The organism is Pseudobacteroides sp. (genome assembly GCF_036567765.1).
Taxonomy (GTDB): Bacteria; Bacillota; Clostridia; order Acetivibrionales; family DSM-2933; genus Pseudobacteroides.
This window is the reverse complement of sequence record NZ_DATCTU010000020.1, coordinates 1-24,275: the sequence shown is the minus strand read 5'-3', so window position 1 is coordinate 24,275 and position 24,275 is coordinate 1. Positions and strand designations below refer to the sequence as shown.

Annotated in this window: 22 protein-coding genes and 1 pseudogene; 3 read left to right on the top strand and 20 right to left on the bottom strand. The window is 36.6% G+C overall.

The annotated features are described in order from the left end of the window. Positions 1-98: 98 nt before the first annotated feature. The 8 genes from crcB to uvsE all read right to left on the bottom strand — a co-directional run bounded on the left by crcB (position 99) and on the right by uvsE (position 6,432). A complete protein-coding gene (gene crcB / locus VIO64_RS03795) occupies positions 99-476 on the bottom strand; it encodes a fluoride efflux transporter CrcB (RefSeq protein ID WP_331915311.1) in 378 nt (125 codons plus the stop codon). Positions 477-520: 44 nt separating this feature from the next. Next, positions 521-2,074: a hypothetical protein gene (locus tag VIO64_RS03790; RefSeq protein ID WP_331915309.1), complete on the bottom strand. Its 1,554-nt coding sequence runs from the start codon at positions 2,072-2,074 to the stop codon at positions 521-523. Positions 2,075-2,098: 24 nt separating this feature from the next. Further along, positions 2,099-2,572 (bottom strand): GtrA family protein, encoded by a 474-nt coding sequence (locus VIO64_RS03785; RefSeq protein WP_331915307.1) that lies wholly within the window; start codon positions 2,570-2,572, stop codon positions 2,099-2,101. Between the two features lie 33 nt (positions 2,573-2,605). After that, positions 2,606-3,007 (bottom strand): secondary thiamine-phosphate synthase enzyme YjbQ, encoded by a 402-nt coding sequence (locus VIO64_RS03780; RefSeq protein ID WP_331915305.1) that lies wholly within the window; start codon positions 3,005-3,007, stop codon positions 2,606-2,608. Between the two features lie 133 nt (positions 3,008-3,140). Next, positions 3,141-3,587: a rhodanese-like domain-containing protein gene (locus tag VIO64_RS03775; protein ID WP_331915303.1), complete on the bottom strand. Its 447-nt coding sequence runs from the start codon at positions 3,585-3,587 to the stop codon at positions 3,141-3,143. A gap of 24 nt (positions 3,588-3,611) precedes the next feature. After that, on the bottom strand, positions 3,612-4,355 hold the full coding sequence (gene cobS / locus VIO64_RS03770) for an adenosylcobinamide-GDP ribazoletransferase (RefSeq protein ID WP_331915301.1): 744 nt from the start codon (positions 4,353-4,355) through the stop codon (positions 3,612-3,614). A 31-nt stretch (positions 4,356-4,386) separates the two neighbouring features. Further along, complete coding sequence (gene cobU / locus VIO64_RS03765) at positions 4,387-4,944, bottom strand: bifunctional adenosylcobinamide kinase/adenosylcobinamide-phosphate guanylyltransferase (RefSeq protein WP_331915299.1); 558 nt, start codon at positions 4,942-4,944, stop codon at positions 4,387-4,389. 231 nt (positions 4,945-5,175) lie between these two features. Next, positions 5,176-6,432 carry a UV DNA damage repair endonuclease UvsE gene (gene uvsE / locus VIO64_RS03760; RefSeq protein ID WP_331915297.1) on the bottom strand — a complete coding sequence of 419 codons (1,257 nt, stop codon included), beginning with the start codon at positions 6,430-6,432 and terminating at the stop codon, positions 5,176-5,178. Between the two features lie 137 nt (positions 6,433-6,569). Between uvsE and VIO64_RS03755 the strand changes: the two genes are divergently transcribed. Next, entirely contained in the window at positions 6,570-7,118 is a 549-nt protein-coding gene (locus VIO64_RS03755; RefSeq protein ID WP_333783858.1) for a DJ-1 family glyoxalase III, read from the top strand. A gap of 65 nt (positions 7,119-7,183) precedes the next feature. Here the strand turns inward: VIO64_RS03755 and VIO64_RS03750 are convergent, their stop codons facing one another. The 6 genes from VIO64_RS03750 to VIO64_RS03725 all read right to left on the bottom strand — a co-directional run bounded on the left by VIO64_RS03750 (position 7,184) and on the right by VIO64_RS03725 (position 12,214). After that, on the bottom strand, positions 7,184-8,734 hold the full coding sequence (locus tag VIO64_RS03750; protein ID WP_331915295.1) for a putative ABC exporter domain-containing protein: 1,551 nt from the start codon (positions 8,732-8,734) through the stop codon (positions 7,184-7,186). Further along, a complete protein-coding gene (locus VIO64_RS03745; protein WP_331915293.1) occupies positions 8,734-9,444 on the bottom strand; it encodes an ABC transporter ATP-binding protein in 711 nt (236 codons plus the stop codon). The genes VIO64_RS03750 and VIO64_RS03745 overlap by 1 nt, the downstream gene beginning before the upstream one ends. 224 nt (positions 9,445-9,668) lie before the next feature. Then, positions 9,669-10,157, bottom strand: a complete 489-nt coding sequence (locus tag VIO64_RS03740; protein WP_331915291.1) for a DNA-deoxyinosine glycosylase — start codon at positions 10,155-10,157, stop codon at positions 9,669-9,671. Between the two features lie 120 nt (positions 10,158-10,277). After that, the gene (locus VIO64_RS03735) at positions 10,278-11,177 is read right to left on the bottom strand and encodes a dockerin type I domain-containing protein (RefSeq protein WP_331915289.1); all 900 of its coding nucleotides are present in this window, start codon (positions 11,175-11,177) and stop codon (positions 10,278-10,280) included. Between the two features lie 80 nt (positions 11,178-11,257). Continuing rightward, positions 11,258-11,929: a sialate O-acetylesterase gene (locus VIO64_RS03730; protein WP_331915288.1), complete on the bottom strand. Its 672-nt coding sequence runs from the start codon at positions 11,927-11,929 to the stop codon at positions 11,258-11,260. Positions 11,930-12,055: 126 nt separating this feature from the next. After that, positions 12,056-12,214 carry a hypothetical protein gene (locus tag VIO64_RS03725; RefSeq protein WP_331915287.1) on the bottom strand — a complete coding sequence of 53 codons (159 nt, stop codon included), beginning with the start codon at positions 12,212-12,214 and terminating at the stop codon, positions 12,056-12,058. A 471-nt stretch (positions 12,215-12,685) separates the two neighbouring features. On the opposite strand from VIO64_RS03725, the gene VIO64_RS03720 reads away from it, so the two are divergent. After that, positions 12,686-13,177, top strand: a complete 492-nt coding sequence (locus VIO64_RS03720) for a putative immunity protein (RefSeq protein ID WP_331915285.1) — start codon at positions 12,686-12,688, stop codon at positions 13,175-13,177. A 64-nt stretch (positions 13,178-13,241) separates the two neighbouring features. Here the strand turns inward: VIO64_RS03720 and VIO64_RS03715 are convergent, their stop codons facing one another. From VIO64_RS03715 to VIO64_RS03705, 3 genes are all read right to left on the bottom strand, one after another. After that, a complete protein-coding gene (locus tag VIO64_RS03715; RefSeq protein ID WP_331915283.1) occupies positions 13,242-13,670 on the bottom strand; it encodes a DUF2752 domain-containing protein in 429 nt (142 codons plus the stop codon). Then, positions 13,670-14,032 (bottom strand): DUF4234 domain-containing protein, encoded by a 363-nt coding sequence (locus tag VIO64_RS03710; RefSeq protein WP_331915281.1) that lies wholly within the window; start codon positions 14,030-14,032, stop codon positions 13,670-13,672. Before VIO64_RS03710 ends, VIO64_RS03715 begins: the two co-directional genes overlap by 1 nt. A gap of 125 nt (positions 14,033-14,157) precedes the next feature. Beyond that, positions 14,158-15,792 (bottom strand): WG repeat-containing protein, encoded by a 1,635-nt coding sequence (locus VIO64_RS03705; protein ID WP_331915279.1) that lies wholly within the window; start codon positions 15,790-15,792, stop codon positions 14,158-14,160. 248 nt (positions 15,793-16,040) lie between these two features. On the opposite strand from VIO64_RS03705, the gene VIO64_RS03700 reads away from it, so the two are divergent. After that, on the top strand, positions 16,041-21,341 hold the full coding sequence (locus VIO64_RS03700) for a stalk domain-containing protein (RefSeq protein WP_331915277.1): 5,301 nt from the start codon (positions 16,041-16,043) through the stop codon (positions 21,339-21,341). Between the two features lie 79 nt (positions 21,342-21,420). Here the strand turns inward: VIO64_RS03700 and VIO64_RS03695 are convergent, their stop codons facing one another. The 3 genes and pseudogenes from VIO64_RS03695 to VIO64_RS03685 form a co-directional block, all read right to left on the bottom strand. Then, positions 21,421-21,984, bottom strand: coding sequence for a DUF4256 domain-containing protein (locus VIO64_RS03695; protein WP_331915275.1), 564 nt, complete (start codon positions 21,982-21,984; stop codon positions 21,421-21,423). Positions 21,985-22,006: 22 nt separating this feature from the next. Then, entirely contained in the window at positions 22,007-23,410 is a 1,404-nt protein-coding gene (locus VIO64_RS03690) for a VanZ family protein (protein ID WP_331915273.1), read from the bottom strand. A gap of 183 nt (positions 23,411-23,593) precedes the next feature. Continuing rightward, positions 23,594-24,265 (bottom strand): annotated as a pseudogene (locus VIO64_RS03685) (IS3 family transposase). Positions 24,266-24,275: the final 10 nt, after the last annotated feature.

Below are 24,275 nucleotides of genomic sequence, written 5' to 3'. Positions count from 1 at the left end.
CTTTATTGTATTTTTTGTAATTTTTATTCCATATTAGCTTATAATTAAATCCTTATGCTTAAATTTCTTCAATACCATTAAAGTAGCTTTTTGTATAATTATAATGTTTTAGAAATTAGTAATTTGCCCATATAAACCCCCGCTAGGCATAACGCAACATTTAATAATATATTTAGGATTCCTGTAAATGCTTTACCTTTTAGAAATAACTCTACGGTCTCGTTGCTGAATGTTGAAAAAGTGGTTAGTCCTCCCAATATACCAGTTGTTAAAAACACCTTCATATTTTCAGATATGTTGCCCAATTTATAACTTGATTCCATTATAGTGCCTATTAGGAAGCATCCTATTACATTTACAATAAAGGTTCCATATGGAAAATTGCTTGACAACAGTTTGGCTGAAGTTATGGATATTATGTATCTTGCAGAAGCTCCTAAAAAGCCACCACAGCCAACTAATAAGATTTTGTACATACTAATATATACGCCCCTTTAAGTTTATTTTCTATAGTAAGGGTTCAATTCTTGCTTCTTTCATATAATATATAAAACTCATCATCAACAACAATCCTGTAATTAACGTCTTTCCTAAGGTAAGAATATAAATCATAATTTAATGAAGGATTAACCAATATGTATTTAAAGTCATACTTTTTAAATACAGTTTCATAATTCCCCGGGTTTCTCATTATCTCATCATAGTCCTGAAGTACTGTACATCCAGGGTTAAACTGATCTGAGTAAAGGTCAGCCCTTGAGTCTATAAAAACTTTAATGCCGTTAAACATGAGAAACCCACCGTCGTCATAGTCATTAAAAAGGCGTACGTTTTTATAATCAAGGTTGTTTTTAATATATTCCGCTGCTTTAACCGGATAAAACTCAAGTAAAGTCGTTTGCCACATACCCAATACAGACTTTAAAGTAATACCAGCTATTATCAGAAGTGCCAAAACACCTGCGGCAGGCTTTGATTCAAGAACTCTAGCAACCTTTTCCCCAAATACACTTCCCTGCACCGTACTTTTTGCCTTTAAGCCTTTGTTTTTTCCTGAAGAAGGAGGCTCAACCCTTTCCAATAATATCAAGCCTATAAAAACCATATAATATGTGAAAAACCTTATAGCATACAATGTCATTATTGTAAGGCCTATAAACATAAGAAATGACTTTAATGTAAACTGCTTTTTGGTAAGTACGAACTGAAAAATAACTATAAGAGTACATATTATAAGGGTTAAGCTTATAATTACACCCAGTTCGGTGCTAAAGCCCGGTGATTTCCATTCTACTATGTTTTTTGTAATTTCAGAATTGAACATGGAAGTGAAGTAAAATATTTTTTTAATTCCATATGGATTTGCAATACATAATGGAATCAGGGCTGCAAAAAACAGCAATAGGATTTTAAAAAGCTTGCTGCCATTTTCCTTAAAATATCCCGCCCTTATCCTGAAGAAATCTGCTTTTATCAACGCATCTGCCAGGTAAGGAAGCATGAGAACAAAAAACATTGGAAATGCACCTATATGAAAATTTGCCAAGAGTAAACACAAAACCGGTAAAAATAATAATATTTTAGTATTACGCTTTCTCAGATACAATTCCAGGATATATATTTCAAATGCAAACAATAATATTGTGAAAATTTGGGGCCTTATCCTTATAAAATTGTACTGAAAGAGCCATGTAGATCCGATAGCTAAAAACAAGGATAAATATCTCCTATTTCCGCTTACAAGACAGTTTATCTTATATACCGTAAATATTAAAACAGCTGAAAATACTATCTGAAAAACGTACAGCCCTGCAAAATCAGAAAACTTATATATTAGAAAAAATATCACATCGGACAGCCACTGCTGGGATGTAAATTCCAATCTGTGCATTGAAAACGGGTCCATGGTAGTAAATCCATTCTCAATAATATCCCGCCCTACAGAAAGATGAAAAAATGTATCTATATCAGTCACATGGGAAAACTTAAATGCCGTTACGGCTGCTGCAATCCAAAGTATTATGTATATAAAACCACTTTTTTGTTTTTCATTGGTTCCCATTTTTTCTTCCATATTTTATGCCCCCATAGTACTTTTCTATATATCCTTTTTTTTAAACCCAATTTTCCTGAACGAAAAAAACTTTATAGCAGGATAATTAAAAAATGTTGTTAGTCCAATAGATGCAAGTCTGGTCAAGGTTTCTGCCTGCTTTACGGTAATAAATCCTATATTTAAACTGTAATATGTAATCATAAAAATATTCGCTATTCCAGATGCTATTAATACAGAAAAAATCAGGATTATTCCAAATTTAATAAGCTGGCTATATACCTTTTCATCAAAGGCCTTAAAAGTAATCAGCCTGTTTAGAATGAAGCTTGATATACTTCCAGCAGTAAAGCCAACCCAAATGCTTATTGTATAAAAGTATTTGCCTGTAAAGGCTTGTCTGAAAAGAAAGCCTGTGAAAAAATTGAGAGTCGCAGACATTCCTCCAATAATAAGGAACACCATAAACTCCTTGGTGAGAAAAAGCCTTTTAACTTTTTCTAAAGTTGATTTTATCATTTTATCTACCTTTACTTTATACTGATTTTAATATCATCTGTCTGCCATAATCTTTACATATGCTTTTCTGTTTCTCGGACCGTCAAACTCACAGAAATAAACTCCCTGCCAGGTACCTAGAAGGAGATCACCGTTTTGTATTATAATTTGATCTGAAAAGCCAAATAAGCTTGCTTTAATGTGTGCAGCCGAATTACCTTCCATATGCCTGTATCCGTCGTTAAATGGAATTACTTTGTTAATTTCCTTGAGAATATCCATTTGAACATCCTTATCTGCATTTTCATTTATGGTGACAGCTGCAGTAGTATGCGGTATAAATACAATACATATACCATCCTTTACACCGCTTTCTCTCACAATCTTTCTGATCTGGCTTGTCATGTCGATAAGCTGAGTCTGATTGTCGGTTTTTATATTTAAAGTAAAATTCATGGTCTCCTCCAAAGTGTTCTAAATGCTGTTGACTATGGTACTTTTAAAAATTACTTACTATGCCAACATATTTAATTTTCCCATAAAAGGCCTTGGTTTTCAATCATTAATTTCTTGGATTGATTAAAAGTATTTACTCTGTCTCATACGGCCAGTCATTTATTCCGCCAAGATTGTAAACATTTTTATAGCCCATTTTTACAAGTGCCTCTGAGGCAGTTACACTTCTTCTGCCGCTTCTGCAGTATACAAAAATGACTGCATTCTTATCCGTTAGCTTATTTGGTGCTTCCGTTTCTATTGCATCTACAGGTATCAACAAGCTGCCTGGAATATGCTTTTCCTCATATTCCTCCCTGGTCCTTACATCGAGAAGTATTATTCCCTTCTCGTTATCAAGCCTCTTTTTAGCCTCCTCAGGACTTATATTGCTGTAGCCTCTATTTTCTATGCTGTTACCGGCAGATTCAGGTGTCGTATTCTTGCTCATTCCATTGTCACTCCCAGCCCTGTCTGAGCCACATGATGTAGCAACAAATAACGCCAGTGCCAAAATTACACTTATTATTAGAAACTTCATACAGCAGACCCCCTTAATAACAATTTATAATAGAATAAAACTGCATGCAATAAATACTACCTGATTAAGCTCACAAACTGCTCCAAGAATATCTCCCGTGACCCCATCTATTTTTCTGGATAACAACTTTACAGTGATAAGTGCCGATACAACTGGTACAATCAATAATATCAAACCTTCGCCCTTGTAAAGGATACTGAAAATACAAATGGAAAGAATAATCCCGATGATTAATTCCTTGTATCCGCAGTAATCAACAAAAGACTTCCCAAGTCCGTTATTTCTTGCATAATTTGATATGGATGCACCAATAAGGGTTGCCATCCTGCCTGCAACAGGAAAAAGCATTAATACTAGAGAAATACGATCGGGCGGCATTTGTGATAAAAACCCGTAATATAAAATCAGCACACTGAAAATTCCCAACACGGCATTTGTTCCGAGCCTGCTGTCTTTCATTATCTCCAGCATCCTTTCCTTGGATCTGTTGGAAAAAAGACCGTCAAAAGTATCTCCCAGCCCGTCCAAGTGAAGCCCTCCAGTTAGAAGCATGTATTCTATGATAATTATGATAGAACTTATAGCGGCAGGAAATATAAATCCTAAAAAACGATAAGTTACAGCCAGTATTCCGCCTATTATAAGGCCTATAACCGGTGCAAATGCCAATCCCTTCCCGAAATCTTCATCTGTAACATTTAAATTTATTCTGATTGGTATTGTTGTAAGGAATTGAAGCATCAATACCAATCTTTTTATCACAAACACAATAAACACCCCTGTATACATGTAAAATATATCATTTAATCTTTACCGGTATTCCCGACACACATAAATATACTTCATCAGCAGCTTTTGCCAATTGCTGATTTACTCTTCCTGCAAGATCACGAAATACTCGACCTGATGGAAACTCTGGCACAACTCCCATTCCAATCTCATTTGTAACTAATACAAATGGAATATTTCCTTCTCGGATTACCTCTAAGAGACTGCTTATTTCTTTGTTAATTTCAGCTTCCATCTTATCGATCTCCAGTATGGTCATATTATCCCAATCAGAACACCCCTCATACATAATGTTTGCTACCATAATGGTTATACAGTCAAGTAAAATCACTTCTTTATCTGCAAGCCGGGTATTAAGTATATTTTCAAAATCTCTGAAAGCCTCCAGTGTTTCCCACGATGATGGCCTTTGCTCTCTGTGTTTTTTTATTCTCTGCTTCATTTCTTCATCAAAGCCCTTAGCTGTTGCTATATATAAAACCCTTTTGCCTGTTTTCTTTACAATCTCCTCGGCATAGGTGCTCTTGCCGCTTCTTGCACCGCCGGTTACCAAAATCAGCTTCCCCATTATTTATCCGCCCCATCATTTCTTTTTATAACCAAACGAAATCTATAAGCACTTTTTATATATTTTATCCCCTTAGACAAAAAATAACAATGGGATTTTATCCTAGACATAAAAAAAAAGCCCATTGAGGGCTATTAGGGGAGTAAACTTTACTTACTCACTATAATTATCGACGGTATTTTAAAATCCTTAATACTTTTTTAAAAATAATTTTATATTTTTTTCATGATGCTAAATATAAAAATAATAGGAGTTTATAAGATAGCTTATATCCTGTTCAATTGCACATTTTAACAAATGATTCTTTATAGATTTTAATCCATCGCCTTTATCAATGTAACTGGCTAGAAGCTTATTGAACCTTCTTTTTTCAGCCTCTTTGCAGTTTTTATTGATATATCCCCAAACATGCTGGGCAGCATTAACCTCTGCCCCTTTATCCTCGGCTTTATCTATAGCCTGTTCAATTTTTTTATAGAATCTAACTGCATCAATATTTTCTTTATCTTTAAGCTGCTCCCTTATCTCAGAATATATACTTGCTGAACGGCTTAGTACAAAGTATTTATACCTTGCCCACTCCTCCTCCAGATCTTTTGCAGATGTTTTTGAAGAGGATGAATTGATACACTTTATGCAGGATATATTCTTGTCTTTTACCTCAAGCATTATATCAATGTTTTTATCACGAATGTTATTATAAAATTTAATAAATTCCTCAATATAGATTGTATCGGAATGTGAACCTGCCGTTCCTCCTGCTTTTTGCTGTGAATAGTGTATTTTTTGAACTCCGTCTTTCTGTTTCCAGGTAGATCTGCAAATATCAACCCAACCTTGTTCCGGTATAGTTTCCAAGGAAGGATTCAACTTATTGTGAAGGTTGTCAAAAACAACAGGTACCTCAAGTGCCCTTGATATTCCAAGTACATCCTCTACAGTATAATTTTTATCATCATTTTCGATTATGAGCCTTCCCTTTATGTTGTCAGGCAGCCTTAGATAGTTTGATTTAAACACCTCTGCCGAATTCTTTTTATCTCCGTAAACTCCTCCAACATGAAGTATCATCTTGTTTTTTTCATCCAAGCCCAACACATCCATAAATTTACAATGGTATTTTAAATCCAATAATGCATTGTCAACCACCTCTGAGTTTTTGGAGTTTAATACAGTATACTGGCCAGGATGCATTGTAGCCCTCATTCCCGAATCAATAACTTTCTTACCTATTTGTGCAAGCTTTTCTCCAAACTCCTCCCACCATAAAAGCTTATTTACAGGATGAGATCCAAAGGGTACAATATCAGAGCTGATTCTAAAAAGACTTATACCCATGGCAATGTTATAATCGATTGCCGCATCCAATGCATTTAGGTTATCTTTTATTAGTCTTCGTAAATTATCCTCTGTGGCATTGCCTATGGTGCACCGAGCCTGCTTTGCATCCTGTACCCCTATTGTTATGCATGCGTAACCGATAGCCAAAATCCCATCTCCTTGAGTTTTAAATAGTGTTATGATTGTTTGTATATAATATTACCCATAAATAAGTTTTCCATTTAACAAAAATATGATAAAATTTCAAGTTGGTAGAAAACATATTACGAAAGGATGTGCTGATATTGAAGGTTTTTGTTTTACTCACTGACGGATTTGAGGAAATAGAGGCTGTAAGTCCCATTGATATCTTAAGAAGAGCCGGTATTGATGTTACTTCAGTATCAATAACCAAAAAAAGACAGGTTAAAGGCTCCCACGATATAATAATTGAAGCGGATACCCTCTTTGAAGAATGTGATTTCAGCAAGGGAGATATGCTTGTTATACCCGGCGGACCTGGAACAAGCAGCTTTAGCCAGCATAAGGGGTTTGTCACTTTACTTACCGATTATTTTAACAACGAAAAATGGATTGCATCTATTTGTGCAGCCCCTACAATCTTGGGAAAGCTGGGAATGCTAAAAGGAAAAAAAGCCATATGCTACCCTGGAATGGAAAGCGACTTGATGGATGCATCAGTTGAATTTGACTCTAATGCAGTGGTTGACGGCAGACTTATCACTTCAAAGGGTGCAGGCACTGCCATAGAATTCTCACTTAAAATAGTTGAATGCCTAGTTGGAAATGAGGCTGTAAACGTTCTTAAGAAAAAGATGGCTATATGCATGTAAATTTTGCAGCCTTGATGTTAAAAAAGGCCTGCACGTCTTTGATGCAAGCCTTTTTATATTTATAATCAATCCATAAGCTCCGCCACTTCGAATATTCTGCTGCTCACCTTAAGCAGAAGAATCGCTGTGGCAATATTAACGGCAACCATTATAAGGGGCAGCAGTCCTCCAAAAGCAGTCCCAGTCATGATATATATGACTGCCATAACAACCGAGGAAGGTATGGCACTTAAAAGCACCGCCAGCATCCTTATCATCATCACCATTAGAACATTGCTTCGCGAACCGGCAATTCTCTGGGCGAATACCGCCGAATACAGAAATACCGGCATAAATGAAGTGTATACAAAATACAGTACAATAATCTCAATAACAGGTGGCCTTTTTAAAATATATAGCAATACAAATGAGGGTATTCCTGCGAAAATTGACTTTATAAGACTGGTCACGGTGCCATAATATGCTTTAGACATGGAGCTTTCCGGTATCAAATAAATAAAATGCTTTTTAAACTCCTTGTTCCAGGCATCATTCATTGAATTGGACATGTTCAAAAGAATTATCATATAAACTATGGCTGTATAGTCAAGCTTAAATACCAGTGAAAACAGTATTACATAGACTATTCCTATTATTATTCCTGTATTGTTTTTTCCTATTCCCGATTTTTTTATTTCAAGTACATGCCTTGACCATATTGCCTTTGCACCATCTTTAAATTCTATCTCAGCCTTTCTAACTTTTTTAGTATAAAAGGACTGTGCATCCAGATTGCCGGATGAAGCCTTAGTCCTAATTTCTTGAATCCTATAGGCATCTGTCATAGCCTGCTCATAATATTCATGTTCCATATTGAGTATAGCCTTTATAACTATTCCCGAAAACAGCAAAGAAACACCTGTTGCAGCAAGCCAGAATAATATATCACCATTTAATGCACTTACTACTGCCCATTTTGTCCAGCCAAATATCGGCACCAAGTTATAAGCATAGCTCTCAAAGTACATTTTTATGGCTTTATTAAAGTCTCCTGATACGTAAATTACAGTTGCAGAAAGAGATAATGCAACAAGTATCATAAAAACCTTGCTTACTATTTTTAAAGGGTTGATCCCATCCCCGCTTTTTGCACCTCTGAGATAAAAACAAAAATACAGCAGGAAAAGCATGCACATCATAAGTATTACTGAGAAACCGGCAGCAATATATTGGAATAGGTATATGCCTCCTCCCCCAACCATTGGGAGCATAATAATGATAAAGAGTGACATAAGGATGCTGCCCATCAGGGAGCCTATCATAGCATAAATCAATACTTTCTTTCGGTGGATAGGAGATGTAAAAACAAGGTTTACATCAGCCAAATAAAACATTCCGGCATTTTGAGCTACAATAGACGAAAAAAGAAAAAAGCCATATAAAAGGGTTCCTCCCCCAATGATGGCCTCAAATAACTCCGGCCTTTTGGTACTGCTCATTGTTGTCAGCCTTAACACAGTGGGTCCCAGCATGCATAAAATTGTTATGACCGTTAGGATGGCTGCTGCAGGCTTTTTAAAAAGCCTTTTCAACATATTTATATAGGTATGCTTAAGCAGGTACACAAGTGCATCCATTAAACACCGGCACCCCCTTCTGTTATTTCAAAAAATGTATCATTAAGAGATTTACCACTTTTCATGGCCTCTTCCCTAGTCAGGCACGCTGCAATTTTACCTTTATTCATAATATAAGCTTTATCCCATATATCATCCACTATATCAATAATATGTGTACTTATCAATACACTAGTCCCCTTTTCTCTGAGGCTTATAATTATTTCCTTCATGCTTTTAATTGCTTTAGGGTCCAATCCCACCATGGGTTCATCAAACATTACCGCCTTTGGTGATGTCATAAGGGCAAGACAAACACTGACTTTTTGCTGCATACCCTTTGAAAGCTCTCTTGTGGGCTTTGTTATATGCTCGGTAAGTTCAAAACGATCCATATAGTTTTTTGCAATATCTATAGCTCTATCGTCCAACTTGTAGGCTTTGGCAATAAACCTCAAATGTTCTTCAACATTAAGAAGATCATATAAGGCCGGTGTTTCAGGTATATATCCGAATACCCTTTTTGCATCAAGGCTTTTATTATCAAAACCGCATATATTGATATTTCCGTTAAAATTCAAAAGACCTGCGATACTCTTTAAGGTTGTTGACTTTCCTGCACCATTTGGACCCAGCAGTAAAGTAATTTTGCCTGATTCGATACTCATAGATATGTTTTCAACAACAGTTTTTTGCCCGTATTTTTTATGTAGGTTATTTACAATTATCATTTTGCACCTCTTTTTTTTAGATTTAATGTATTATTTTCCTCAAATTGATAATACTAATGATATAATCGAAACTCATATTAAACAATTATACTTGAAAAAGCAAATACTGAACACTACAGAATGTTAAATAACGCTAACAATTCCTCCTTATAAATATAGAATGAAATCAGGGGCAGTTACGCCCCTTTTTTCTTTTTTTCTTTTTATTCCAACGACTAACAATTCTATAAAGCCTGTAAAATTATTTTCCACTTTTCAAGCTTTTCAGAAAATCCAGCAGTATAGGCAGGGCTTGTAGAAGGCAGTCTTTGATATTTAATATCATTGTTGTTTAAATTTAATTTTACATATCTTTTATAAAGGTTTTCTGCAGGTCCCCCATTAAAATACACATGCTTTATTTCCGGGTAGCATTTAAACAAATGATTAAAATCGTTTGGCCTGGGATTCTTAATGTCAGCGTCAAGGCTCCCCTCTCTTTCACATGCCTCAAGAACGTCCCATAAAGCTATTTTGTGATCAAGAAGAAATTTCTTTTTCTCATGGTAGCTTTGAATATACTCTACCTCAAAAAGAGAAAAAATAATTCTCCAGAAAGCATTTTGCTTGTTTCCATAGTATTCTTGTTTCTGAAGGGATTGTACCCCCGGCATTGTCCCTAGAATAAGTATTTTACATTTATCATCAATTATTGGCTTAAATGAATATATCATTACTATTTTCAGTCCTCTTCAATTATTGCCACCGGCCTCACCCAGCCTGCACTTGCTGCTTTTATTTTAACTGGAAAACAGGAAAATATGAATCCATATGATGGAAGCTGATGCTTCCCATTACATAACAGGATAATCTGCCGACACCTTGTTAAAATGTCTGGCCACAATAACTACATCACTCATATTTATTGCACCGTCGGAATTCAGGTCGCAATTCACATCATACTTACCGTCATTACTTACAGAATTGAAAACCCTTGCAATCTGTATTATATCCATCATGTTAATGGCATCATCCTTAACACCGTTTATCGCTATATCCCCTGCCCACATAGTTATAGGAGAGGATTGTGTTGAAATGATGACATTGTCTGTTAGCTTAACGCTATCAATCTCTCTTTTAAGGAAACCATTCTTACTTATCATAAGCTTGTAGCCTGACGATGAAGCAGGTGCATCTTTTAATTCAAAGACACCCTTTTCATTAGTCAATGCTGACAGTGTGGTCCCGGAAACTTCAACTCTAAACCCTGATAGCTGCTGTGGTGCCGCACTTTGAATATTTACAAAATCAGGAGCTATATAACCTGTGATTGAATAACCTGCTGGTGTTGCCGATGGTTTATTTGTTGGCGTAGGAGTTTGAGCAGTGGTTGAGACATTTGTCCTAAATGGTGAAGCAGGCAACCCTTCTTTATTGTAGAGGTTGCCTATGGGATTGCTTGCCCATGAGTATCTTACTTCCCCCGGATTTGCTACTGATGCTGCCGATACCAAAACAGTTCCCGCATCTATGGTTGCATCAGCCCAAACAAACTTGCCGTCAGCACCTGCTATTGCAAATCCCTTTACTGCTGAACCTGTACTTAATTGGACCGGTTCGGTACCAACTTTAGTACCTGCTGCCAATCCGCTTCCAATATGGTCAAAGGATATTCTTACTTTACTTCCTTCCTTTGTCGCAGACTTAATAATAGGTCCTGAGTATTCTATTGTTTTGCCGTAATATTTCCCCAAAGCACAAGTTGCAGCTCTGATACCTACATCAAGCTTGTTTTTAGGATGTATATCCTCTTCACCTATATCAGCTGTAATTATTAGGCCATTATTACCGCATAAGGTGCTGTTTCAACAGGTGCCGCCTGTATCTTCTGATACCCCGGCAGCTGCACCACCATAAAGGGTATATCTCCAATGCCATAGTTTTTACGCCAATCAGTAATCATTGTTGTAAGCATCTTTTTATAAAGGTAATCAAATTGAGTGTTTGATTCTCCCTGATACCACATGATTCCCTTAATGTTAAAAGGCATTATAGGAGATACCATTCCATTATAAAATCCATTGGGTGATGACGCCTGAAAGCCTGCTGCTTCTGGTGATGCCAAAAATGCCTTATATGCCTCATTTCCTATCCAGCTCTCAATAAAAGAACCACCCACAGCTGAACAGATTATGCCGACCGGAACATCCAAGTCCTGGCTCAGCTTTCTAGCGAAAAAGTATCCTACCGCTGTTAGATTTCCCACCGAATTGGGTGTACAAAGTGTCCAATTGCTGACATATCCAAACACAGGCTGGGACTCAGACGTACTTTGATAGGGTGTTGAGAAATACCTTATATTTGGATAATTGGCATTTGCAGCTTCTACAGTACCATTGCCGGCAAAGGGCAGCTGCATTGCCATATTTGACTGACCCGCACAAAACCATACTTCTCCAAAAAGAATATCCTTTACGGTAACAGTTCTTGAACCGGTAACTTTCATTTCGTAAGGCCCTCCCTTTGGAAAGGGACCTATCTTCACCATCCATTTACCGCTTGAATCAGCTGTACCTGTGAATATCTTGTCTCCGATCTGAATGGTAATTTTCTCACCTGCCGAAGTCCAACCTCAGACTGGGTCCAATGCATCTCTCTGCATTACCATATGGTCAGTAAACAATGGGTGCAAAAAGGGCTTGTCTGCAGCATTTACTACCTGTGGAACAGTAAATGTGGAAAAGAGAAAAATTAAACTCACAACTACAACCAAAACTCTCCTAATACTCATGTACAAATCCTCCTATGTTTCTCAACAACTCTATAATTTATTGTTGTTGTCTACAACTCAATTATATAATACTAATTTAATCCAGAAAAGGTATTGTAAATGAGTTATAAAAACAAACATTGAAAATCTCCTACTCTGGAGTTTATTGATGTATTTAAAGTTCTTATAATATGTGGTATAGTTTTTTCATAACTGATAAGATTAACTTTTCTTACGGAACCTCATTAGGGACGACCAGTTCTACTCTATCGTTGAATGATACAAATTATTATAAAGTAATATTGAGGATGATTTTATTAATAATATGGAATGCTTGCAGAAAATGATATCGGTAGATTGACATTTCGAGGTACTCGCTACTTGGGATTTGAGCCAAAAAGAAGCTAGTTTATATATACTGTTTTTTATTATTTAAGTGCTAAATCATATTGGTTAATTCGCAGAATATATAAAATTTTCAAGGAGAGATATATGGGTAAAATTATTAAAGATGGCTTTGCCTTTATGGAATATGTTAATTCTGGACTGATTCGAAAAACAGATGATATTCCTGAACTCAAAAATAAGTTAATTATGTTTAGCGAGCCAAAAACACATATAGAAATGTCTAAGTATGCCCTTTTACTTGGTGAACATATTTTGAATATCAGTGGAATTGAACGTTCCTCAGCGATTGAAGAGTGTTTTACCATCAATTCAAAATGGCAAGATAGAGAAGCAAAATTCCAAGATGCGTTACAAATTGCCGGTATGATAAACAGTCTTGCTCGTGAAGAAAAAAACCTGATAAAGGCAAAAGTACTACGAGCTATGGGGCAAGTTGCAGCAACACCTCATGTCAAATGGCATTCGTTAGTAGCTTCTGAATACGCAATAGTAATTATCAACCTCATGTATCCAAAAAATTTTGACAAAGTTAAAGAAGAACGTGAAATACAGATTGAGCTTATGAAAAGCGTGTAATATTCTCATAATAAGCACCTTAAAATAAGTGCTGTAAAAAATGTAATAACATATATCTAACAAGTTAGGGCCAACTATTAAATATAAACCTTAGTACCTTGAAAAGTACTGCATTTTTGTTAATATCCATTGGCGAAGTATCAGGGAAAAATAAAATCATCCGAATAGCCCAAACGCTCAAGGTAACAATAAGACTCAAAAGCCATACCATGTTATTCCCAAATATTACCTTACCTATCCTTTTGTTTCTTACCATATATAAAACAGCAATTAGAACAGGTAGAACAAATAGCGGATGATAATAAAAGCCCGTCAATATATCAAGTTTCAATACTGCCAGAAAGGCTCTTGTCATACCGCATCCCGGGCAAGGTATGCCCCAAACATTTTTAAATAAGCATGCACTGCCATCTAGCAGCAATAAAATTGCAACAAATAACAGTGCAATGAGTAAAGGCAAAACTTTGTTTAATGTATTTTGCAGTTTGGACATTAAATCTTATAACCTGCATCCCAAACCTTATTAAGGCTTGACTGTACGATCATGGCACTTACTATACCAAACCCAAATATAGTCAACAAAATACATATAAGGGAATTATCGTCAGGCGTTAGACCTTGTCTTTGCTGTAATTCGGCTACAAGCTTTGAGTACTTGTAGTGCCAGTATATAGTATAAAAACCGCATGTAATTATGCAAAATAATAATTCCATCCCTGGTGATGTAGTATTTAACCCCAAATGACTTTGTGTTTCTTCCGATACTTTATATATCCAATACAACTGATATATACCGCATGTAATTAGTGATAAAACCAGGACCATAACAGGTGACCTTACTTCACCTCTTTGCATTGACCCACCATTCCTTTCAAAATAATATTAGTTCTCCACACTATTTTACTTCAAATATTAGCTTAATACAATATTGTACAAGTTTTTTATTTTGTTATTAGTTCATAAATTCACAAATCACAATTTTACTTTTTTATAAATCCATACTTCCCCCCAAGCTTAACCCTTACAAGACTTTTACTTACAACTGATGCCTCTTCATACAAAAATGGTACAACTACACTGCCGCTCTTATCAATAACTCCCCACTTACCCTTTTTAACTGCTGCCAGTCCTTCCTCGAAGACTGTTACCTCTTCAAAACTTCCTTCAAACTTTTGTTTACCATATTGATCAATACAAATCCATGCTCCATTTTGCTTAACCCAGGCATAATCCTCCCATGATGCAAATGTTTCACATTCTTCGAATTTAGGTGCTATGAGCTCTCTACCGTTCTTATCAATCAATCCAACTTTTCCCTTATCCATGACCGTCATAACACTTGTGCCCCGTCCAATCACATCATATTCCCTGCCGATAGACTTAAATGTATCTGTGCTTAAAAGCTGCATGCGGCTTCCTTTTTGTAAGATGGCATAGCCCTCTTCAGGCATTGGAATTATCGAATCGTACATTGGCTCAACCAATATTCTTCCACCTTTATCCACTAGTCCCATTCTATCCCCCTTATAAATGAGTGCAAAACCGGAATAGAATGGTTCTGCCATATCAAACCTGCATGGTATAACAGTCTTAAAACTTTTATCGGTAAACCCCCATAATTTTTTGTTATTTCTATAAAGCCTCATCCCTTCGGATATATACTCATACATTTCTCCTTCTTCGTCATTGCTGCTCCATGTGAATATTTCTTCCCCTGCCTCATTTATAAAACCTTCAGTCCTGCTTAGGCCGGGCACACCGTCTTTATCCTTGTGTAAAATCAAAAATTTGGCTTCCCCATCGTAAAACGGAAATAGATTATCGTATTTAGGCTCCACAATAATTTTGACCTTACCGTTTTCTACCTTTGCAATCCCGTTTAAATCGTTGACCGTTATTTGCAGCATGTTTGATTTTGTCCAATATCTATCATACCTACCAAAATCAATATAATCGTAGATAGGCTTAATTATCCAGTCACCCTTTGTTCCGATAAATCCATATTTGCCATTCGAGACAGCTACAGCAATTCCGTTGTGAAACTCAGAACCGCTTTCAAATTGAGGCTCTATGACGGTTTCACCTTTTTTATTTATATATCCGGATTTTCCATCTATAGTAACTCTACCTATCCCATCATTGAACAAATCAGCATCATCATACCTAAAACCAATGACAAGATTACCCTTCATGTCAATGTATCCCCATCTGCCATTCTTTTTAACAGGTGCCAGGCCTTGGGAAAACCCTGAGGACATGCTTGATGCACCTACATAATACTTTGTATCATCATATATGGCATCTGTAATAACCTTGCCGTCAGAATCGATAAACCCATGCTTTATACCTTCTCCTTCACCCTTTTGGGTTCCTATGATCCCATCAGCAGGCACACCACAATAGTCATATTGCGGTTCAACTATAAAATCCGATTGTGTATTTGACTTGCTGGAATCTTCTTCTCTCCCTTGCACCTTTTCCTTTTCATATGCATTCTCTGCAGAAAGTTTTTTTGATGGAGATAAATTGATTATTTCAGTATTGCTTCCGTTATGGCAAGCAGGAATATATAATAATGCCACCACAATTATGGAAATAGCTCTTATGCATTTCATTTATTAAGCTCCCTCTCTTATGAAAACCCTATTTTTTACATATATCAACTGTTAATAACTTATTTTTATTAGTGCAACCACTATTAATGCTCGTACATAGTTATTATAATTATAATTAAGTCCTAAATGGTTATAAATTAGTTACAGATTTGTTATCGGCATAGACTTGGAAAATAATTTCCCTATTCCGGAACTTTTCCTACCGGCTTGCGTCAAAACAAATATAGTGCATAAGAGAGGAGATTTATATGCTAAAAAAAATTATTACAAACTTATTATTACTGTGCATGCTGGTCTCAATGGCCATACCAGGCACGGCCGCCGATGAAGGCAGCAACTATTCCTTACTTAAAAACGGATTCATTTTAACTCCATTGGATGTGGATGCTACAGGTATATCCCCTGATACCGGGTTTTCGCTGATATCCCAAAGCGACATTACCTTGGAGAAGTTAAAGTCATCCTTTTCTATAGATGGCGAACCCTCACCTGTTATAACTTTATCAGACACCAAAAAGTTTGATATAAAGCCATCAAGACCGCTTCTCGAAAACAGCATCTATATTTTCCGCCTTAAGCTGGAGAAGGAAACCACTTGGTCCTTCCAAACCAGGCAAGCCTTTAAAATACTAGGCACACTTCCCGCTGATAAGTCGGTACACGTCCCTACAAACAGTGGTATTGAAATAAACTTCAATTATGAGGACTACGGCAGTATAGAAAGTTTATTTGAGATAACCCCAAAGGTTGAAGGCCGGTTTGAAAAGCATAAGAAAACCTCTGTCTTTGTGCCCAAAAAGCTTGAAGAGGGAACCATTTATACTGTAAGGATAAAAAAAGGCTTAAAGCTTAACAACACATCCAGAAGTATTGATGAGGATTATGTATTTTCCTTTGAAACAGACAAAAAATCAGCGGGTTTTAATTCCGACTATAAGGGCTTCATTTCGTACATAAGGAATATCTATGACTATAAAACAGGGAGTGCTCCCCAGATACCTATAAATCTTAATATAAATGAGCAGGTTTATAAGCAAAAAACAATAGATGTTTCAACTAAAATATATGCCTACAAAAGCTTTGAGTCATTTCACGATGCAATTAAAAAAAGGCATGTCATACCTGATTGGGCCAGAGTAAATTATAATGCAAATACCATTCCGGTAGATGGCCTTGATACTGTTCAAACCTTTACCCAAACCATAAATGCCTCAAATAATTATGACTACATGAACCCGCCCCTTATCTCAGTACCAAAAGCATTGCCCATAGGATACTATATTGTTGACAGCTACTGGGATGACATGAGCTTCCAGACGTTCCTTCAAATAACAGACGTCGGATTGTATCTTATGAAAAGCAATACAAAAACACTGGTATGGCTAAATGATCTATCAAACAAATTACCTATAGAAGGTGCTAAGGTAGTATTAAGCGATAAAACAGGTTCTTATATATCGGATTCAAAGGGTATAGCTTATTTCGATACTCCTGTCGAACCCAAAAATAATGATTTTTCATACAAGCCCCAGTTCATAACAGTAACTACGAAGGAAGGAAACATTTCAATCTATGAAAGCAGTTCTTATGACAGGGAGTCTTATGAAAAATACTGGAGCTATATTTATACCGACAGAAGCATGTATCAGCCTGATGATAATATAAGCCTGTGGGGTTTTGTGAAAAACCGCTATAACAAGGAAAGTATCAAGGAACTGACAATTGAGCTCAATAAGGGATATGGTTTAGATACTCCTATAATTAGACAAAGGGTGGATGTCACAGAAGGGTTTTACAATGGAAACCTTAAGCTTCCAATGATTGAGCCCGGGGGCTATAACCTGGAGATAAAGCATAAAAATGTTGCTATTTCAAATACATATATAAACGTGCAAAATTACACCAAGCCTTCATACAAGATTGACATAACTAAAGATAAAGAAGCCATCTTCCCAGGACAAGAGGTAAACTTCAACATAAAATCCTCATTCTTTGAAGGAACAGGAGTTTCCAATCTTAAGCTGGAATATTTTATACAGGACTACAGCTTAGGCGGAGGAAATAAGAATGGTACAGGTACCACCGATGTTAAAGGAAATTATACAGTTAAATACAGTCCGGTTATTAAATCCATAGTCCAGGGAGAAAACCATGTAAGGTTTGATGTCCGTGCACTTTTACCGGAAAGCGGAGAAATATTTGAGTCAGCCGATGTAAGGGTATTTGTAAATGATATTAATGCCAACCTTTCAGGCCAAATAAAGGATGGAAAGGGTACCATAAGTGCCGAAATCAACAAAATAGTGCTTGACCGCCTTAATAACGGCACTGCAAAAGACAGTGGTGATTATCTGGGAGATCCTGTAGCCGGAAAAACACTTAAAGGTACCATATACAAAAGCAGGTGGGAAGAAAAGGAAGACGGAGAGTATTATGACTATATAAATAAGGTCACACAAAAAAGATACAGATATGTACTGGTTAAAGACGCAATAAAGGACTTCTCAATGGCAACGTCTGCCGATGGAAAGGCTGACTTTACCTTTGATGCCGTTCAAAACGATAATTCCTACTATACTGCTGAAATAAGCTGCAAAGATAACTCAGGGAAAGATATGAAATTTGAAGTATATATAGGCCAGCACTTCAGTTATAAATACCCGGCATATGAAAATTATTCTCTTGATGGGGTTAAAGACGCCTATAGCCTGGGAGAAAAGATTGATCTTGAACTAAAGAAGGGAAGAGACAACAATCTTCCAGAAGGAAGCTACCTCTTCATTAAGTCCCAGAACGGCATACGCAAGTACATAACTTCCAATAAGCCTCTATACAGCGACTATTTTACTCAGGAAGATGTTCCTAACACCTCCGTCAAAGCTGTATATTTTGATGGCAAAACATATAACTCTACATATGACATTTATTTGAACTACAAAGCCGAAGATAAAAAACTAATTCTTGATGCAAAATTAGATAAGGGTACTTACAAACCAGGAGAAGAAGCCACTATCAGGATAAATGTCAGGGATAAGGACAATAAGCCGGTAAAGGCTTATGTAAATACCAGTATTGTCGATGAGGCTTATTTCAAGCTGGCGGACCAGGATGCAGATATATTACAATCCCTTTACAGCTGGGTTGATTCAGGTATGATCTGCGAACTAAAATCACATATTTTTTTAACTGATGAATCTTTCCGTTATAACGGAGGACCAGAAAGTGTTGCCCCTATAGGAAAATCTGTTAATGTGAGATTTTCAGATGCAAAAGACGAAAGTGCAGGAAGCTCGGGAAGCTCAACGTCTGTTAGGGAAGATTTCCGAGATACTGCCCACTTTGAATCTATTACAACAGATGAATCCGGAACCGCACAGTTAAAATTCAAGCTTCCCGATAATGTAACATCCTGGAGAATCACACTGGGTGCAATATCCGAGGACCTTCATGCAGGAAGCAATAAGGTAAATATGAATGTATCATTGCCGTTTTTTATAAACTACAGTTTTAGCAGCACCTATATTGAGGGTGACAAGCCGGTAATAGGGGTTAATGCCTATGGAGAAAGCCTTAAGGAAGACGATCTTGTCATGTTTGAGGTGTCAAGTGCTTCCAACCCTTCCTTAAAGGTTTCTGCTGTAGGTAAAGCCTTTGAAAGAACAAATATACCGCTGTGGAGTTTTACCGAAGGTATTCATGACCTTATTATAAAAGCCTCTACAAATAGTGGATTGGAAGATTCATTAAAGCATACCGTTAATGTGGTAAAATCCTATTATCAGATGGATAAGGCTGTGTATTTTGATGTTAGTCCAGGAACAGGCATAACAGGCGGCAAATCCGGTAATACAAGGATTATTTTCAGGGATAAGAGCCGAGGAAGGTTTCTTTCCGAGCTTCTTGGCATATATTATTTCGGTGGTAACAGAATAGACCAGAAGGTTTCACAAAAGCTTTCCTCTGAGCTGTTGTTAAAGTACTTTAAGGACTACAAATTCATGCCGTCCAGAGACAGTCTCATACTAAGCGATTACCAGAAACCTGACGGCGGGCTCAGCCTCTTCCCCTATTCACAAAGCAGCAGCGAGTTATCTGCAAAGCTTACACCACTAGTAAAAGACCATGTAGATATTTATAAGCTAAAAAATTATTTTAATACACTTTTAGAGGGTAGCGACCAATCAGCAAAGGTTATGGCTATTTATGGGCTGGCAGTCCTAAAGGAACCTGTTCTTTTGGAACTGGCTAGAACATCTGAAATAAATAATCTTTCTTTGAAGGATAACATATATCTGGCACTTTCATACTGTGAATTGGGAGAAACAGATAAGGCAAAACAAATATATGACAGCAGGATCTCAAAATATGTTGAAGAGTATAAGCCCTTTTACATGGTAAACTCAGGAACCGACAAGGATGATATTCTTGAGCTCACATCCATATGTGCTTACCTTGCTTCAAAGCTTGGGCTAATGGAGAAAACCGGAATGTTTGAGTACTGTATCAAGAATTACTCAAAGGATATTTTGTTAAGCCCTGAAAAGCTGCTATTCATATTGAATGAGATAGATAATTACAGCGATAAAGAATCTACCTTCACATACAGTTACAATGGTGAAGACAAGAATGTAAAGCTTGACAAAGGCGGCTTCTACGTGCTTGAGGTTCCGTCAAAGAATCTGTCGAGTCTAAAGATCGGCAAAGTTCAAGGTGATGTATCTGCGGTATCTGTTTTTAAGGAAAATGTTATCGACATAACCAAAACAGACAAAGCTATTTCGGTTGACAGACAATATTACCTCATTGACGGAACTCCTGTAAAGCCAAACTCCTTCAAACAGGGAGATATCGTAAGGGTAAAGATAACCTGGAGCCTGGGAGCAAAATCATTTGACGGAGGATATGAGATAACTGATTATCTTCCATCCGGACTCAAGCCCGTAGAAAAGTATCTAGGTTCAGATTACTATTATAGGAACATAGATGGTCAAAAAGTAAAGTTCTTTGTTTACAACAGTCCTTACTGGGAAAACAACAGGGCCGTGTTTGAGTATTTTGCAAGAGTCGTCAGCCCTGGAACTTACACTGCACAGGGAACAGTGATTCAGAGCATCAAATCAAAAGAAAGCGTAAATGTAGGAAAAACCGAGTTTATAAATATTGAGTCAAAAGGTGAAATAATATCCACACCAATTGATCCAAACGGTATCAAGGTGGAATATAACGGAAGACCCATTATATTTGACTCGCAGCCCGTTATTAAAGACAGCAGAACCCTTGTGCCTTTAAGATCAATATTTGAGGTCCTTGGAGCAGATGTGAAGTGGGATTCCAAAACCAAGACAGTAACAGCTGTTAAGGAAGGAAAGACAATCATACTTACCATCGACAAAAAAGAAGCATCAATTAACGGCAAAAAAACCTCTCTTGAAGTTCCTGCAACGGTTATAGGAAGCCGTACCTTCGTACCCACAAGGTTCATTTCAGAAAGCATGGGTGCCAGTGTTACATGGAATGCTGCAAAGAAGACCGTACTTATTGGTAAATAAAGTCATGTAAAACATCAAAAATCCTGCCAGGGTATACATCAATTACACTCTGGCAGGATTTTTTTGATATCTAGGAAATTCAGACCCTTAGGGAGCCGCGGAAGCCCCTAACGCTATAGTAGGAAGGTGCACTGTTATGATACACGAAGACATGGTCGTAGCGGCGATCGGCAAAGATGGCACCGCCAAGTTTTCTAATATAGGATGGTGTTTGTAACCAGCTGGACGTCTTCATATCAAAATTTCCAAGTTTCTGAAGCTCTCGATATTGTTCTTCCGTTAAAAGCTCAATGCCCATGTTAGCTGCCATATCAACTGCGTTATTTTCCGGCTTGTGTTCTTTCCTTGACTCCAGCCCTTCACGGTCATAACAAACATTCCTTCGGCCTTTAGGACTTTCCGCTGAGCAATCATAAAAAATGTATTCGTCCGACTTATTATCATAACTAACAACATCCGGTTCACCGCCGGTTCTTTCCATTTCATTGAGTGACCAGAGTTTTTCAGTATTAGCCTCCAGCTTAGCTTGTACCCTAGCCCATTCAACACCATTATGGCGGTACATGTTTTTCTCAAAACGGGCTTTCAATGTTTTGAGTAATTCTTCACGTTGTTCTAAAGACTTTGTTTTTTCATTCTTCAAAATGAACCCTCCTTATGCTGCCTTATTTCATGGCAGCAACGTAAGTACCCCATTTTTCACCATTAAGCGTTCCTGTAAATTCATATACCGGCTGATAAAAACCTTTAGTATCATATGAATAGGATATTTTTATATTCTTTATTTCTATCTTACCACCAGGCATGTCCGGCCAATCATAAAAGTTACCTTTTAAGACCTTTTGGTACGCACTTTGGGGACTAATAATATTTACATTTCTTACAAAGCTATTCTCATATACTTCATGTCTGATACCGCTTATTACGCCATCATTTGAAATATCAAATACAACTTGCCCTGATCTCATTTTAGTTTTACCATATGTATCGGGATTTATTTTAAAAGTAATATTATACTTACTAGTGGAATCCCATATAGCATCATTCAATAAAATATTATGACTTTTAGCAAATTCTAAAGCAATTTTATACTTTTCATCATCAGTTAAAGTAACTTTCTCATTATCCCTTTCAACTGCATGGTTAGCATAATCCCATGCTCCATTTGATCTATCCCATGTAAAACTGCAATGGGAACTATTTTCAAAATTAAAAAATATATCTTCGCCTTGAATTAAATAACTTTTGAAAGCAGGCAAATTTAAGTCCTTCATCACCTTTTGAGCTTCCGATATGGCAAACTCCTTATCCCAACTATTAGGATACTTATATACCGGAGCAACTGACTCTTTATTGCTAATATCAACTGATAATTCTATTGTATACTTTGATATATCTGCACCTGAAACCTGCCTTACCGGCATATTCCCAAACTCCTGAAGGTTGTATTTTACGAATATCCCTACAAACGCCAGTATTATAACAGTGGGTAATACAAGAAATCCAGTTGCGGATACTCTCTTCTTATTTCCCTTAATCATCCTGTACCCAAACATCAATATGCAATACCCTATCATTCCACCTAATGTGTTATGAAACAAATCATCCAATTCAAAAAAACCTAGCCCAGCTATTAATTGCAATGCTTCAATAGACAAGGTTGTTAAAAACGCGGCCAGTAGAATCCATCTGACTTTTGTAAATATCCGGTTTAATAAAGGCAACAAAATCCCCAATGGTATAAACATTATAATATTAAAAATAATAAACTGCCATGCCCTTACAGTAAAGGTATTCCAGGCGTCTATGTAGCTGCTGAATAGTTTTAAATTTACAGTTCTAACAAACCCTGCCCCTCTATTACAAGTTAAACCAAAAACAACCATCAAATAAATAATTAGAATTATTCCCAAAATTACTTTTGTTTTGTTAATTGTCTTATTGCCTTTAAGTAACTTTTTATAGATAAAGAAGTAGCCTACCCCCGCTAAAGTTAGTACAATACACACTAGTATTGGGGCTGGCATAACATACTGAAATAGCTGCTGTACTATTGATTCAAAACTCATATTTTTATCCTTTCTCTTTATCAATCATAAATAGTATCTTATATCAAAATGAAATTGTCTATAACAAATCGCACATTTTTAATATGAGCTTTTCCCGATAATCTGGACACTCCAAAGTTAGGTTTTCTTGCCGATACGCATAATTGCTTCAATTTTTAAAACACTGAGATATAAAACTCTAAATCAAGCCACAAGGCCCTTAAAGTATCTTTGCTTAAACTCATATGGTGTTAGATAATTTAATGCCTGGTGCCTTCTTTTTCTGTTGTAGAAAACTTCTATATACTAGAGTATATCTCGCCTTGCAGCTTCACGAGTAGTGTATTTATTGTTATATAGCATTTCACACTTAATAGTACTAAAAAATGTTTCTGCACACGCATTATCAAAACAATTTCCTTTACAACTCATGCTGCACAAAATATTGTTCTTTTTGAGTAAAGATTGATACTCATTGCTGCAATATTGTACGCTTCTGTCTGAGTGGTGTACTAATCCTTTAGATATCCCATGCCTCATTACTGCATTATTTAGAGCATTCCCTTATGAACTCATAAGCTATTTCCGGTTGTCTTGAACGAAGATGGCGACTGATTTTTTTAATATATCTACAGTTTGCTGTAAATCGGTGGTCTTCTTTTTCTCTTCTCTCAGCTGAGCTTCAAGTTCAGCTATACGATTGTTTTCTGGAATCTTCTTTTCATCCTCAGCTTTTAACCAGTTGCGTATAGTTTGATCATTTACTCCAAAATCATTAGCTACCTTAGTAATTGACTGTTTTTCTTCCCGGATCAGCCTAATAATATCTGCTTTAAATTCATTGTTATGTTGATTACTTTGATTTGACGCACTTATCCCTCCATAG